7 protein-coding genes are annotated in these 15240 nt (G+C 60.5%); all 7 read left to right on the forward strand.

Translation table 11 applies throughout. The annotated features are described in order from the left end of the window. Nucleotides 1–546 precede the first annotated feature (546 nt). The 7 genes from NCW75_03800 (at nucleotide 547) to NCW75_03830 (ending at nucleotide 15208) form a co-directional block, all read left to right on the forward strand. Entirely contained in the window at nucleotides 547–2295 is a 1749-nt protein-coding gene (locus NCW75_03800; GenBank protein ID UYV13412.1) for an FAD-dependent oxidoreductase, read from the forward strand. A 1298-nt stretch (nucleotides 2296–3593) separates the two neighbouring features. Further along, entirely contained in the window at nucleotides 3594–4025 is a 432-nt protein-coding gene (locus tag NCW75_03805) for a hypothetical protein (protein UYV13413.1), read from the forward strand. Nucleotides 4026–4367: 342 nt separating this feature from the next. Further along, complete coding sequence (locus NCW75_03810) at nucleotides 4368–8060, forward strand: hypothetical protein (protein UYV13414.1); 3693 nt, start codon at nucleotides 4368–4370, stop codon at nucleotides 8058–8060. Between the two features lie 99 nt (nucleotides 8061–8159). Beyond that, nucleotides 8160–8678, forward strand: coding sequence for a hypothetical protein (locus tag NCW75_03815; GenBank protein UYV13415.1), 519 nt, complete (start codon nucleotides 8160–8162; stop codon nucleotides 8676–8678). Next, a complete protein-coding gene (gene tssK, locus NCW75_03820; protein UYV13416.1) occupies nucleotides 8671–10023 on the forward strand; it encodes a type VI secretion system baseplate subunit TssK in 1353 nt (450 codons plus the stop codon). Before NCW75_03815 ends, tssK begins: the two co-directional genes overlap by 8 nt. Before the next feature lie 62 nt (nucleotides 10024–10085). After that, nucleotides 10086–10742 (forward strand): DotU family type IV/VI secretion system protein, encoded by a 657-nt coding sequence (locus NCW75_03825; GenBank protein ID UYV13417.1) that lies wholly within the window; start codon nucleotides 10086–10088, stop codon nucleotides 10740–10742. After that, a complete protein-coding gene (locus NCW75_03830; GenBank protein ID UYV13418.1) occupies nucleotides 10739–15208 on the forward strand; it encodes a hypothetical protein in 4470 nt (1489 codons plus the stop codon). The genes NCW75_03825 and NCW75_03830 overlap by 4 nt, the downstream gene beginning before the upstream one ends. The last annotated feature ends 32 nt before the right edge of the window (nucleotides 15209–15240 follow it).

Here is a 15240-nt window from a genome sequence, read left to right on the forward strand (position 1 = left end):
CACCGGAGGTGTGGCTCGGATGGCGAATCATGCATGGATACCCAGGTAAAATTAGGGGTATCAGGGATAATCTCGGATTGCGAGGGAATGCCCGGGCGCTATTCTGCGGGTGCGCAGCAATGGCCAACAGACTTCGCACGAGAGCCTCAACTCTGTCGGCGATAAGAATTACCACATGCCGTGTTCGCTGGTCTCAATTCCTGTGCCAGCGCTGGGGCTAGCGATCTACAAGCTGGTTTAGGATTCGTATTGATCAGCCCGGTACCACGCTTCCTCGCACCCCACCTCGAACACTGTCTGGAACGCTAGGATGTCAAGGTTGGTGAAGCCGCTGTCGCTGCTGAAACCGACCACGTTCTCGTTCGGCAAGGAGACAAACAGTCGGCGCCTGTGGTCCCACCGCGTTACCGCCCTGGGCTATCAGCTCTAGCGCGAACACCGATTTAATAGCTCGAATAGTCGCATGATGAACTACCAGCAGCCGGATTTGTCAGTGCAGAGCCACGTCGGCTAGACCAAGCAGTTCTGGGTTCTCTATGATCGTCGATGCCACACAATGATCAGACACACGGGACCGAGGCGGCTCCGGCCACCCGTGATGATCGGCACGCGTTCCCCCGATTGAGTGAGGAACACATCGATCGGATTCGACAATTCGGGCAGGTTGAGCATCTCGACGAGGGCGCCTTGCTGTTCACCCAAGGCCAGCGTTCGGTCGACTTCTTTGTCGTGCTTCGCGGTCGTGTAGAGATCTTCTACGACTCGGCCGATTCTGATTCAGTACCCGACGTCGTGCATGTTCACCACGAGCGGGGGTTTACCGGTGAGCTCGATCTATTTAGTGATCGCAAGATCCTCGTGAGCGGCCGCGTGATGCCAACAGACCCAGACGGCCCCCAACCGAGTGTGATTCGTGTACCGAGAGATCGGTTTGCCAGGTTGTTAACTGCTGAGCCTGACATCGGGAACATCGTCATTCGGGCGTTCATCCTTCGGCGGCTCGGCCTCGTTGACAATAGCCAGGGCGCAGTGACGCTTGTTGGTGACAAATTAACCGGTGGCATGCTCGAACTGGAGCGGTTCCTGCATCGAAACTCACATCCAGTCCGGGTAGTCGGCATCGATGGTCGCGATGCCGACATGCTCGACGTCGGCTTGTCGAAGACCGACCTCGAACCGAAGAACCTGCCACTGGCGATGTGCCCTGGTGGTGCTGTGTTGCATAACCCGACCAGAGCAAAGTTGGCTGATTGCCTGGGGTTGACCGAGTTGCCTGCTGACGGGCATATCTATGACGTTGCAGTGGTTGGGGCTGGCCCTGCGGGCTTAGCGGCTGCTGTGTATGCCGCGAGCGAGGGTCTTTCGACTCTCGTACTCGAATCAGAAGCGCCGGGTGGGCAAGCGGGTAGCAGTAGCCGGATCGAGAACTATCTTGGTTTCCCGGTTGGTCTAAGTGGGTTGGAACTCGCGGGTCGGGCGCAAGTCCAGGCGCAAAAATTCGGAGCACGGCTCACGGTCCCGCGCCGGGTCACCCAGCTTGAGGTTTGTGAGCGTCAAGGCCACGGCTATTCCTTGCATCTTGACGAGGGCCGTCCGGTTCGATCTCGGAGCGTGGTCGTCGCTTGCGGTGCCACGTGGAGGCGGCTCGATCTCGATGACGCATCAAGATTCGAGAACAATGGCTTGCACTTTGCAGCAACATCCGTGGAAGCCGAATTGTGTAGTGGGAGCGAAGTGGTGGTTGTTGGCGGGGGGAACTCGGCTGGGCAAGCGGCTGTATACTTGAGCCGGTACGCTCGCTGCGTGCATATGTTGATCCGAGGTACTAGCCCAGCGCGGAGCATGAGCGATTACTTACTACGCCGGATAGAGGCGTCGGATCGTATCAAGCTCACGACCAACTCCTCACTGACTGGGCTCCATGGAGACTCGTGGCTAGAGGGCGCAGAGTGGAAGGTGGGTTCTGAGACTGTCTCGAAGCCTGTCAGGCACATCTTTTTGCTGATTGGTGCGATTGCGAATACCCAGTGGTTGAGGAACAGTGTGCAACTTGATGGGAAAGGCTTTATCTGTACCGGTGGGGCAGTTCACCGGCGCGATACGGAGGACGGTCTGGCATGGCGATCCGATCGTCCCCCGCACCCCCTCGAAACGAGTCTGCCGGGCGTGTTCGCCGCCGGCGACGTTCGCGCGGGGAGTGTCAAACGTGTGGCAAGTGCTGTTGGCGAGGGCTCGGTGTGCGTGCAGGATGTTCACAGGGTGCTCGACGAACAACGTGCCCAGTCGAATGCGTAAGTACAAAAGGTAAGGTACGCTATGAAGTATGTGGCCTACCCTCCCAGAAGTCAGGTCATCACCTGCGAAGATGCGGTGTGTAGACTAGTTTCTTGAGGCAACGGCCATAGCGCTGCCTTTGCTATGGGCTTGACCACAATCTCTTGGCTACAGATACCTTGCTACTAGTTGCTAAGCGAATACCGCAGATACTCGCCGTGAGTAATCTGTTGACCTCTAGAGGAGAATTCAGCGGAACTCACCCCGAGGCGCGAAAACGCCCGTTTTGGGAACTCATCTGGAACTCAGCGGGTGTTTCGTCTCGAAGAAACGGCCCTAGCAGGCGCTCAGACGGGCTATTTGAAGACAAGCGGGGTGTGATCCGGGATATGCCTTGACGTCTCTTGCGCCATCCAGAGCTGGGCACTGTGTGGCTTGTGTTTGGAGGTATCAAATTGAGCATTGCATCGAGAGCCGCGAGGTCGCCAGTCCGAGAGTCAACTGTGCGGGCTGCAGACAGGCACGGGTTCCGGGCAGATTGCAAGTGTCCGTTCTGTCCAAAATCAAGGTATGATACCAGCACTAAGTGTTTGATATTCCACATCTTACCGCAGTCCGCCTTCAACACTCCGGACATTGAAGAGGCTGGATGTTGAAGCAGGTTGCAGGGTCTAGAGTTGGTCCCGATGGATACTGCCGGATCCCATACGATACACGAGGTAACCAAACCGAATAAAACACTATTAGCAACGTTCCACAGCAGTTTCGAGGCATAGCCTATGACGCCTACCACTGGTTCGCCACACGCCGAGATCACCTACGGTGGTTCATCGATACGCCATGCAGGAACAATCTGGTCACCCGAGATTGCTCGTTTGAGATAACGCGGGTGTGCATTTGGTGTGGCCAGTGCATTCTGGCAACTGGGGTGAGAGATTCGATGGTGACCATCGACTGAACGACCGGGCGTGTTGTTAGCCGGGCCCCTTTTAGGACTGAATCGGGATAGGCGGACCAGCGTGGTCAGACGAAGCGATCTGGCTGTACCAGGGCTGATGTGCGGTACACGACGATCGCTTGAATCGGAACCGCTCGATCTGTGGTTGTGTCTGTGCTGTGCTTTGGTTTGGTCTGCGAGCGGCGAGGCCGACAGGCGGGGTGTGGGCGAGAACGCCTATGGTTCGCCGGCCGATCAGATGAATCGAAAATAGGAGGCGTCCATTATGTCGCGGGTGTTGGCCTTGGTGTCCTTGATCGCTTTCTTGGCAATGTGCGTCGGCTGTGGTGGCGGGAAGACCGCCGGCCGGTATGACGTGACCATGCAATTGGGTACAAGCGTTCGCGGAGCAGACGGCCAGGCCATCCCGTCATTGGAAGCCGACCTCGTTGGCGTGAGCGACTTCGACATGGAGCGATGGTCGAACCACTCCATGACGGAGTACTTTAGTGGGCAGGACACGTTGCGAGCCGAGGCTCCCAAGCACACGGTGCAGTTCTCGAACGAGAGCCCCGATCCAAAGACGCTCGATGCCAAGGACCCGATTTGGGATACTTGGAAACAGCGGTCGGCGACGCACGTATTCGTGATCATCAACCTCCCGGGCGTGCGAGAGGACCGGGCTGGCGACCAAGACCCGCGTCGGCTGATCCTGCCGTTGGCGAAGAACCGCTGGTCGAGCAAGCAGATCCTGATCGAGGTGCAACGCAGCGGCCTGGTTCCATTGACACGCGTTCGTCCGGCTGAAAACTAGCGTGGGGCTGGCATGATGCGGACTTCGAGCGGTGGCTCTGATGCCCGCCGTGAGATATCGCGAGGGGCGATCAGGGCGTGCGCGATCGAGCGTGGGCCGGATGGTGTGGCCGTCCGCAAGCGGCTCGTGGTCGATCGTGAGGTCGTGGGTGAGCGGCGGTGGCGCATCGAGTCCGACCGGTTTGCGGCGATGGCGGAACGCCAAGCTGAGTTGGCCGAGTCGTGTCCGGCAGTCGCTCGCGTAGTCGCGTCGGGCACGGGCGAGGTTGTTACTCCGTATTGTCCGTTCTCGGGCGAGACTCTGCTTCGCCATTGCATGAAGCCGTCACCCGAACTCTTGCGAGTGATCGCGATCGCCGCTCTTGAGAGCCTTCGTGTGCTTCACGCATCAGGTGGTACACACGGGAACGTGAAAGCGGGCAACATCCTGCTGCCACGGCTCTCGTTGCGGTCTGCCGGAGTTCTACTGACAGATCCCGGGTCTGATGTCAACGTCTCGGCGGACGAGGATGTCCGGAGTGTGGGGGCGTTCCTGCACTTCTTTGCCACGGGGCAAGCGAGTTGTGAGGACGGAGTGGCGTCGTTCGAACGATGGAGCCACTTGGGATCGAGTGCTGAGGTCTGGTGTCGCGTGGTCCATGGCCTGGTCGATGGGGACGTTGGCCCAGAAGAGGCGATCACTCAAATACGCGGTTCGACGCGCGGAGCCGCGCCACGATCACGAGTGGTTGCCGCAGTTGCGGTGCCACTGGTAGTGGTCTCGGTGGCTGGCGGCATCCTGGTGTTTCAGAACGAGCCCGATCCCAAGCCGGAAGCCATGACGTGGGATGCGCAGAGTCAGAAGCAGTGGGAGGCATTGTGTTCGGCGAGCGATCGTTGGTTGCTGCGATTTGTTCAGGAGGTCTCGACCGACGTATTAGAGCGTGACGAGCATCTGGACCGGGAGGTCGTTTCGAGCATTCGGGGGGTGCGTGATGGCTCGCTTGTGGTGGATCCACGAGCTATTGCTGGGGTCGAGGGGATGCCGACGTACGCGGATCTTGCCCAACAATGGAACGCGCTGGGTGGAGAATCTCCGGATGAGGCGACCGTTCGGCGGGCCGCTGGGGTGGCTGTTTCGATCGAGCGGGCACTAACCGAAGACCGGTGGCCATTGCTCGATCGCCTCGCGGATCTTGAGGTGTTGTTCAAGGATCGTGGTTGGAACGGATTGGCATTTATTGCTGCAGAGTTACGATCCGGCGTAAACCTCGATGCTCCGCAGGGGCTGGCCGCGGTTGTTGAGGATGCGATTGCGCGTGGGCAGCGGCTCACAAGAATCGAGGATGAGTGGCAGAACTTGGCAACCGGTGCCAGCTTGTTTGAGGCGACTGGTAATCCGTTGCTCGATCAGTTTTATGAGGCATTGGCTTCGGCTGCTCGTGAGGTCGATCGCGCTGGCGATCCACTGGGGGGGCTGGAGGCCATGATACTGACCTGGTCTAGTACGTACCAGCGGCTCGTTGCCATGGTGCGCGATCGCTGGGAAGGGCTGGATGCGCAACTGCTCAACTCGGAGACGCGTGTGCCTGCTGGTGCTGATGGTTTGTCTCTCGAAGCGTTCGAGACACTTCTTGTCCTGGCCGAGGATCCAATTTATCAGCGGATCGACTTGTCGGCCGATCCGCATCCAGCGATGGCGATTCGGGCCCGCATCGATGCGCTCGCAGTGCGTGCGTCTGGTGTAGAGGCTGCATTGCCCGGAGACGAAGAGGCCGAGGCGTTACTGGATCAACTGGTATCGGCTGCCGGAGAACTTGAGTTATTCGCAGCCCGATCGTGGAATCGCCGGACGCAGGAATCGGTGTCTGCGGACGCGGTGTCATTGTCGCGAACCGTTGGTGAGATTGAGCCGGCGCTGGCCGCGTTGGAGTTTGTCGCTAAGACGACAATGAGTGAGTTTGCGGATACGCTCGCGAGGGAATCGTCTATATCGGGTTCCCCACAGATTAATGCGGTGTGGCGTCGCCAGAGGGACATGCTCATTACAACGCACGCCGGCGATGCAGACGTTCGCCAGCTTGCGCGTTCTGTGCGTGAGATACGTGATACTCTGACGTTGGTGGAATCGTCCTCAGGTGCCTCGGCTGTGGACGACCTGGCCCAGCAACTGCCCGAAGGGGTTCGAGGCGAGGTAGTGTCCGATGCGTATCGGGTAGCTACTAATCAGTCAATTGGAACCATGCTGGCAGAGTTGGATTGGGCTTCGAGTGGTGGACTTGATGATCCGGAGGCTGCTGCTCGCCTTGCGGTATCACAACGCATGAACGAAGCGAGGTTCGGCACGGTCGTGTTGATGTTTAGAGAACTCGCTTCGGCTCGGCAGGACTTGTCACGAGGGTTGCTGGGCCACGTGCAGGGCGGCGCTGGAGCGGCACCACTTTCGACGTGGGATGCTTGGGCGGCCAGACCCGAGTTCACTGATATGCTGGTGCCCGAGGCGATGCCGGAATTTGGCACCATCATCACGCGGATTCGTGAGCTGCGATCCCTTGGTGCGCGAGAGTCGCTCGCTGCCATCCAGTTGGACGATCCGTTCGAGGTTGTGGTGGATGCGTGGGCTCGGATGTCAGAGGCAACACCAAACTGGCCCGCTGAGATCACCGAGTTTCGTCGCGAGCAAGAACTTCGCGGGATTCTAGCTGCTGCTAGCCAAGTAGCGGGTGAGCCGATGCGAACGCGGATGGCGACTCTCGGGCTCGAACGATGGCTCCGCGCGCACAGTGTTGTATCGACTGTCGCGGAGCTTGAGGAAGTTCTTGGCGCATCTTCGGAGTTCTTCGATGATGGAACTGTGCTTCCTGGGGAAGTAGCGTACAACATCGCGGTGCGTGACTTCTCACTGTTGTTGGCGGGCGCCGACGATGATGCGATGGCCAGGCAGGCCGCTCGGGCGTTTGTGGATCGGATTACGGCTTTGGATATGGCGCAATCATTGGTGCAAGCTCGTGAGACACTGAATCGCGCTCAGGAAATACTCACGGATACAGGGGTGTCCGCGGACCCGACAACACTGGGGCCGGCGACCGTCGGGTGGAGGGGCGTAGCTTCGCCAGATAACGCTCGGATCGTGTTCACTCGCAGCATCGATGGCATCGAGCGTCGGCTCGAATTCGCATTTGTTCCCGTTGCGGGCGGTGACCCGGTGTATCTCGCGACCGAAGAGCTGTCGATCGGGCTGTTCTCGGCCATCGCGAGCCGGAGCGATGCCTGGGAAGAACTCGCAACCGAGTGGCTCGAATTGGCCGGTGCTCGGCAAGGCGATACGCGATGGACCGGTGCGCGAGGCTGGGCGTGGAGAGGCGGCCGGCTGCTCGGCAACGGCAGTTGGATGGTCCAGGATCCGACGATGAGTGGTCGAGCGGTGCTTGCTGGCGGTCTGGATGCTGCCACGAATCCCTCGCCGACGATCGCGCACCCGATGCAGGATGTCTCCGTTCTGGCGGCTGCTCGTGTGGCGGAACTCTCGGGCTGCCGGCTGCCCCGGCGGGAGGAGTATCGCGACGCGTATCGCGAGTTGCGCGATGCTACAGGTGTTACCTGGAACCTGCGAGATTCCGCCCTCGCGGCTCAAAACGAGCACGTGAGTACGTTGCGAGCGCAGGGCGTTCGGATCTCGAACCCGGACGAGTCTGCTTTTGATGCCCAGCCAGCAACAAGTGGTGCCGATGACAGCACGGTGTGGTTCCTGCCCGTTGATGATGGTGACGGTGAGCCTTTCCGGCACCTCGTAGGGAATGTGGCGGAGTTTGTTGAGGCCAATGGGGGTGGGTTTGGTGTCGTGGGCGGATCGAGCCTTTCGGGTGATGCGGCCGACCGGTCATTTGAGATGTGGCCATTGCCGATGGCGCGGGCACGAACCGGGTTCAGTGATGTTGGGGTGCGGTTGGCGTTCGATGCGCCCGGGGTAATCTCTCGCCAACCTATTAGGGAGGCGTTGGCCGACCTGCTCGAAGCCGGAGCCTATATTCTGCCGAACGTGACGGGGGAGCCCTAGAGGTTCTTGCACGTGGACTCGAATTTATTCGTTCGGATTACACTAGGTAATCAATCGAGTGTTGGTAGAGTTATTGCCATTCGAGTGGGGGCCGTATTCGTGCCATCGGAGCCACACTTCACGCCCGCCTCCGCTGATCCGGAGCGCATGGGGATTACGCTTGAGCGCCTGATCGATCTTGGCGACACCCTGGATCGGGTTTCGACGGCGGCGTGGCAGCAGATCTCACCCTCGGCGCGAGCCCAGCAGGCCGAGCGAACACTGGGCGGAATCGTCAGGCAGTTCCTGGACGGCGAGGTCGACGCGTCCGAGTTCGAGGTCGAGGTCCAGCGGACACGCCGACTGGCCACCGCACTGATTTCCTCGCTCAGCCAGGCGGGGTTCTCCGCGTACCAGCAGATCGGGCGATTCGACCCTGACGAGATCGAGTCGCACGCGAAGCTCGAGAAGCGTTGGCATGAGGGCCTTCCTGCGGCGAATTGGCGTTCCTATCGGGCGCACGTTGGTTCTCTCGATCAAACAAGCGTCGAGGCACGCGTGCTTGCTGACCTTTCGAAGTATGTGGAACAACTGATGGGTGACTCCGAAACTCGTGAGAGAGTGGGCGACGATGGCTGAGCGTGTGCATTGGCATGAAGGGTTGTTCCTGCTTCCCCAGCACCTGCAGGCGCTGCAACGTCAGATCTATGACGTCGCCGCCGAAGAGCGTGGAATGGCCCGATCCGATGCCTATGGGCTGGTTTCATCGGAGCTTTCCGAGGATGGGTTGCGCAGCCTGGTCGTTCGGTACGACAGACTGCGGGCTGTGATGCCCAGCGGCGTGTTCGTTGACTATCCAGGCAACGCGGACTTATCGCCGCTGCAACTCGGCGATGCGTTTGATGGCAATCCTGATGGCGTAACGGTGTATCTGGGGCTTCCGCTGCACCACGAGCACGGCGCAAATGTCGGTGAAGGTACAGATGGATCGTCAGACCACCGCTTCGTGGTTCATGAGACCGAGCGGACGGATGAGAATACCGGTGATAGTGCCCGGCCCATGATGGTGCGCAAGCTGAACGCACGGCTTGTTCTTTCACCCGAGGCCGATCCGAACTTGGAGGTGATCCCGCTTGTTCGGCTGCGTCGGAGTGCCGAGGAGGCTGTTGTCCAGCCCGTGCCGGGGGCAACGGCGCCGGTGTTGGTGGTGGGTGGTTCCGTGTGGCTTGGGCACTTGTTGCGGGAGCTGTCGTATCAAGCCCAGGCCGCATCCCGCGAACTCTCCGCGCAGCTGACGCGGACCGGGATGTCGGTCGAAACCCTGCGCGGGGCCGAGATCGCCCAACTCCTGAAGCTCCAGGCCATCGGCCGGGGCAGCGCCCGACTCTCTGGCATCGCGGCCGCTCCGTGGGGGTTCTCTCCGCGGCACGCCTACATCGAGTTGAGCGCTTTCATTGCCGATCTTGCGGCCCTGCTGCCTGAGTCCGAGCGGCGCGAGCTTCCGGCATACGACCATGACCGGATTGGCGAGGTGTTTTCGACGCTCAATGCGTACGCGCGCTCGCTGCTCGCGCCCGGAGCGGCCCGTTCGTACCTGTCCACGAAGTTTGCCGAGCAGGATGGAGCCTGGGTCGCGACACTTACCAAAGACCACCTGGAACGACCCAACGAGTACTTCTTGTGCTTGCAGACGTCGGTCGATCCGGGCCTCGTCACCGAATTAGTGCAGGACGCGGCGACGTTCAAGCTCATGTCACAAGATTCGGCCCAGTTGCGTATCCGGGGGGTTCGGCTTTCCGAGGAACGCCATCCGCCCACGCAGCTTCCTGCTCGCTCGGACCACCGGTACTTCCGGCTGCTTCGGGCCGAGAGCGAGACGATGTGGGAGCGAATCGTTGGTGAGGGGGCAATGTCGATCGTCTCGCCCCGGATGGATGAACTTGAGATCACGAAGGCCACACTGTTCATGACGGTCCCGTCGTAGATCCCAATGGGAGGTCGATCCCTGTGAAGCTATTGTCTGCTTGCGAACCTCTACTGCTCTACATGTGCGGTCTGAATCGATCGGTCCGTAAGGGGGCAATGTTCGACGCGTCCGCGGTTCGCGCCGAGGTGCTCGGCAAGCTTGCCGAAGCCCGAGCGAAGTGCGCTTCGGATCCGGCCTTGTCGCGTCGCTTCGACCGGGTAGAGCTCGCGCTGATCTACTTCGTTGACTTCATGGTCAAGGAGAGCAGCCTGCCGTGGGCCCAGGAATGGAAAGAGATCGCCCACGATCGCGGCAAGATGGCCGGTGACGAGGAGTTCTTTGACTTGGTTGAAGAAGCCCTGGGCGAGACTGGGGCGGACGTGGCGCAAGAACTCGAGGTGTATTACGTTTGCCTTGGATTAGGCTTTTCTGGGCTCTACATGGGACAACCCGAAAAGGTGCGCGCGAAGATGGCCGAGCTCCGCGTCAGATTGCCCGATCGCTCGAACCTATCGGTCGATGAGCAACTCTGCCCGCCGGCCTACCAGCATACGGATTCGAGCGACCTGATCCAGCCTCCTGGAAGGCTCCTGGTGATGATTGGCCTCGTCCTGGTGGGCCTGATCGTCGTCCTCTTTGGCGCGAACACGTACTTGTATCAGTCGTCGGCGAGTTCGCTCGTCGATACGTTCCGTGACATTTCGGGAGCGGGCACGGCGATGGAGGATGGGCAATGAGTCTGGCCAAGATCGCCGAACTTCCGATGGCGGCCAAGCTTGCGCTAGTGGGCGTCGTTCTCGCCGTCGTCCTTGTTGCCGCGTTCCTGCTTGGTGGCTTGGGAGTGATGCTGATCTTCCTGGCCGGCTTCGTGTTCATCGCGCTGCTGCTGGTGGGCTACCGCTTAGTGCTGGCGCGCATTGATAGCAAGAAGTCCAACCCGTTCCTTGTGGGGCTGGCCGCCAACAGCGGTACGACACCCCAGGGCATTAGCGATCCATCTCGCCGAGCGCGGTTGGACGATCTCAATCGTTCGTTTGGCGCCGGGCTCGAGCGGTTCAAGGCGGCGGGCAAAGATTTGTATGCCCTGCCGTGGTACATGGTCGTGGGCGAGCCTGGTTCGGGGAAGACCGAGGCCATACGGCACAGCAACATTGGATTCCCGCCCGGTATGCAGGACGAGTTGCAGGGTTCGGGTGGCACGCTGAACATGAACTGGTGGTTCGCCAACCAAGCCGTGTTGCTGGACACCGCGGGCCGCCTGATGTTCGAGGAAGTCCATGCTGGCGAGACGAGCGAGTGGCAGGAGTTCCTCAAGCTGCTCCGTGCAAACCGTGCAAACTGCCCGATTAATGGCATGTTCCTGATCCTGCCGGTCGACAGCCTGATTAAGGACACGGCCGAGGAACTGGAGGGCAAGGCCCGGCGCATCGCGACCCAGCTCGATTCGATCCAGCGGGTCTTGGGCGTGCGGTTCCCGGTATTCGTACTCGTCACCAAGTGTGATCTGCTCAACGGGTTCCGAGAGACGTTCGAGGACCTTTCCGATCCTCGCCAGCAGCACCAGATGCTTGGGTGGTCGAATCCGGCTCCACTCGACCAACCGTTTGACCCGGCCAAGGTGGACGAGCATTTTGTCGAGGTGATCGAGCGGCTGGAGCAGCGGCGGACGACACAACTCGCCGACCCGGCTCCTCGGCTGGGCCCGGACGCGAAGCGGATCGACGAGGTTGACGCGTTGTATGCGTTCCCGCAGAGTGTGGCGTCGATGTTGCCCCGCTTGAGACGATATCTCGAACTCGTCTTCGTGACCGGGGAGTGGTCGAACAAGCCATTGTTCCTGCGCGGGATTTACTTCACCTCGTCGATGCGCGACGGCGAGGCCTTGGATGCTCAGTTGGCTGATGTACTCGGCGTGCCGGTGGACTCGCTCCCCGAGGGCCGGGCGTGGGAACGGGATCGTTCGTACTTTCTGCGCGATGTGTTTACCGAGAAGGCGTTCCGCGAGCGGGGGCTCGTGACACGGGCCGATAGCGCCGAGAAGCTCAAGCGACGCCGACGTACGGTCGTGCTTGGCAGCGCGTGCGCGGTTGTGGTTGTGTTGCTGACGCTGACTTGGATCGGGGGGCTTGGATTCAGGAAGGTTCTTGGGGAACCCAAGCTATTTTGGACCGAGTTGGCCGGTGTAACCCGCGACGCGAGCGATCAGGAAGTCTCGGCGCTGGCCTCGGACCCGCCGCGTAGCACGAACTTTGTGTCCAGGGCGTCCGATCCGTTCTCGACCGCGAGGTTCGACAGCACGGTTGGGACCGCCGGTGCCGACCTGCTCCCGCGTATGCAGCGACCGCTAAAGGTGCCGGCGATGTTCAGTGTTGTCGCCGCGTTCTCGGCTGACTTGGAAGCTGAACGGTTCGGAGCCTTCCGGCGCGTCATCGATCGTACTTGGCTCATTCCAACCATCGAGGCAGCCAGGCGAAAGATGGCCGAAGAAACCGACGAGCCCTGGAGCGAGCACGCATCGCTGGCGCTTGCCGAGCTTATGAGGTTGGAAACGCTCGCGGCTGGCCATACGCCAAGCGCGTCTCGCCGCAGTGTGATCGCGCTTGAGCCGCTCTTGGGGTACGTGGTCTCGGATGATTCCGAGGTCAGCGAAGGCGTAATCACCGATGCGCAAACTGCGACCGATTTTGCTTATGCAGATAGCGCGAGCTGGCCACCCGAAACGATGGAAGCGGCGACACTCGCGTCACGGCGGGCGATCGCTACAGGTATCGAGCGGTTTGAGGCAGCGTGGTCCGGGGGGGGGCAGTTGGCGGGTTCGGCTGGGGCCCTCATCGAGTTAGTTGATGCGAGCCGTACGTTCGAGCAGAGCGAGGCTGCGCTGCTCGTCGACGTCGGACTTAGCTCGGCCGAGACGCGGGAAGAGTACGACCAGGCGGTGAAGCTCTGGCTCGCACGGTATGACGTGCTGAAGGGTGCCCGAGACAGGCTAACTTTGGCTGTGGAGGCCGCAATAAGCGCCGGTTTGGATCTAGACGCAACGCCGAAGGAAATGGTAAGCAGGGTGAGCTCCGATGCCTTGGATGCGTTCGAGCTGGACTTCGTGACGCTGCGCGAGCAGTTACCGAAGACCCAAGTCGGGCTGCCCAGCGATCTCGGGCCGTTCCAGCGCAAGGCAGACGAACTTGTTGAAGACAGCGGCTCGCGAGTTGGTGCCGATATCGAGCCGGGCTCATTGCCTGGTTCGGTGGCTCTTGACATCGATCCTGATATCGCGATCATCGTGAAACGCCTGGAGTCGGCCCGCGAGGCCATCCGATCTTCCGTGGAAGATCAGCTTGCTCAGGCCGAGTCGTCTTTGGCTGGTAGCTCGGGGGCTGTCCTGGCTCCGTCTCAGTCGGCACTCATTCAGGATCGATCGTTTGCAGTTCGCTTCAAGATGTTCGAGGCTGCCCATGGCTTGCTTACAAGTCAGGCCGAGCGAGGCGACCTGACGGTTGGCAGCGGTGGCGTGGTTGATGCTCGTGAACGTGTTCGAGATACGATCAAGGAACTGGATCGGCTTCGTGTCGCTCGACCCGACGATGCGTCGTTTGTTCGCGTTCGGGAGTCGTTGAGGGTTGCAATGGCAACAGCGCAGCGGGCGTTGCAGTCTGATGCACTCGACGCGTTGTTTGACTCGTTGCCCGAGAGTTCGCAAGAGATCGCACTCGAAGTGGCCAAGCAAGCCGAGCTGCTGGAACCGATCCAGATGCCCGTCTTGCCCATGACGAAGATGCAGGGTGGGGCCATCGATCGTCGCTATCACCCCGACGCGGCCAACGGGCTTTTTCGGGCCTGGGAAACGGCGTTGTCTACGACGAGCCTGGAAGGTGAAGGAACACCTGCCGGAATGCTTGATCGCGAGGCGGTGCTCCGGCGGTTGCGATCGGAACAGGCAGTCATGGATGGATATCTGCGGCTCTATGTCGAGTACTGGACCCGAACCGTGCCCGAGATGGCGTCGGCCAAGTCGTATGACACTTGGAACGAGTATCGCGACGATCTTCGGCTGATGACCGTGTTCGAAGTGATCGGTACGCTTGGGACCTATGCGCAGCGTGTTCGGCGCGCGATGGATGTATTGCCGTCGGAACTCGACACGGTGTTGGCGGGCCGCGTTAAGAACGTACGTAATGCCTTGACTGCCGAGTCGGGTAGCCTGGGCAATGCCGCTGCGGAGACCCAATGGACCAACGCGATCAACACGTGGATTGAGATGGGCGAAGACGGCACTCGGGCGCGTGAGCGCCTCCTCGGGCTCACGCCGACCCAGTTCCGAAGCCGTTACTTGGGTGCAGCGTATAAGGGGTCCCAGGGTGGGGGGGCACCGTACTTTGAGAGTGTTGTGAAAGCTGGCATTCGTGTGCTTGCCGGAGGCAGCGAGAATGAGGCGCATGCGGCCTTTTCAAGGCTGGCAGGCGAGTATCGCGCCATTCCGTTCTGCACAGGCGTGGAGACTCAACTCGGGCCCGAGCAGTTGCTGACGGCGGCCGGAGATGTTCGGACCCTCGCCCGGTTGCAGTCGGCCTCACCTTCTTCCAGCACGGCTGCGGAGACGATTGGCGAGGGTGCCGAGACCATCTTCGCGGATGTCAACGCCCTGCTGCAGCGGATGACAGGCGGCCAGGTGCTCAACACATCGAGCGAGCGAGCATGGTTCGATGGCATCGAGCAAATCACGCAATGGCTGGCACCCGGCGGGCAGGGCTTGATGGCTGAACTGGTTATCCTGCCGTATGACCAGCAGCCGGCGACGGCTGGGGTGGATCGCTTTCGCCACATGCAGATCGATCGAGGCGGAGGCGCGCTCTCGACTTCCGACGGTATCTCGGAGATCCCAACCAACCTTGCGAAGCCTCAAACGGGGATTTCGGTACCCGTGGGCAAAGCCGGAGATGTTGAGCTGCGTTTCCGAACGGTGCCGAGCGAGGACTTTGTCAGCGTTGCATTGCTGGATGGTCCGTGGGCGATGGTCGGGCTCTTGCTCGACTCTGGGGCGTCGCCTGTGGAGGATGAGCAAGGGTTCGAGGGTGTCTGGCGCGTACCGGTTACGATCGTGGAGCCCAGCGGCGATCGTACGAACTACTGGATAGGGGTTCGTTTCAGCCATCCGGTACCGGAACGTTCGGCCTGGCTCGATGTGAGCGCGTGGCCTCGCCCGTGATGAACATGGTAGTGTGTGAAACACAATCTAAA

Origin of the sequence: Phycisphaera sp., assembly GCA_025916675.1 — a bacterium.
GTDB lineage: Bacteria > Planctomycetota > Phycisphaerae > Phycisphaerales > UBA1924 > JAHCJI01.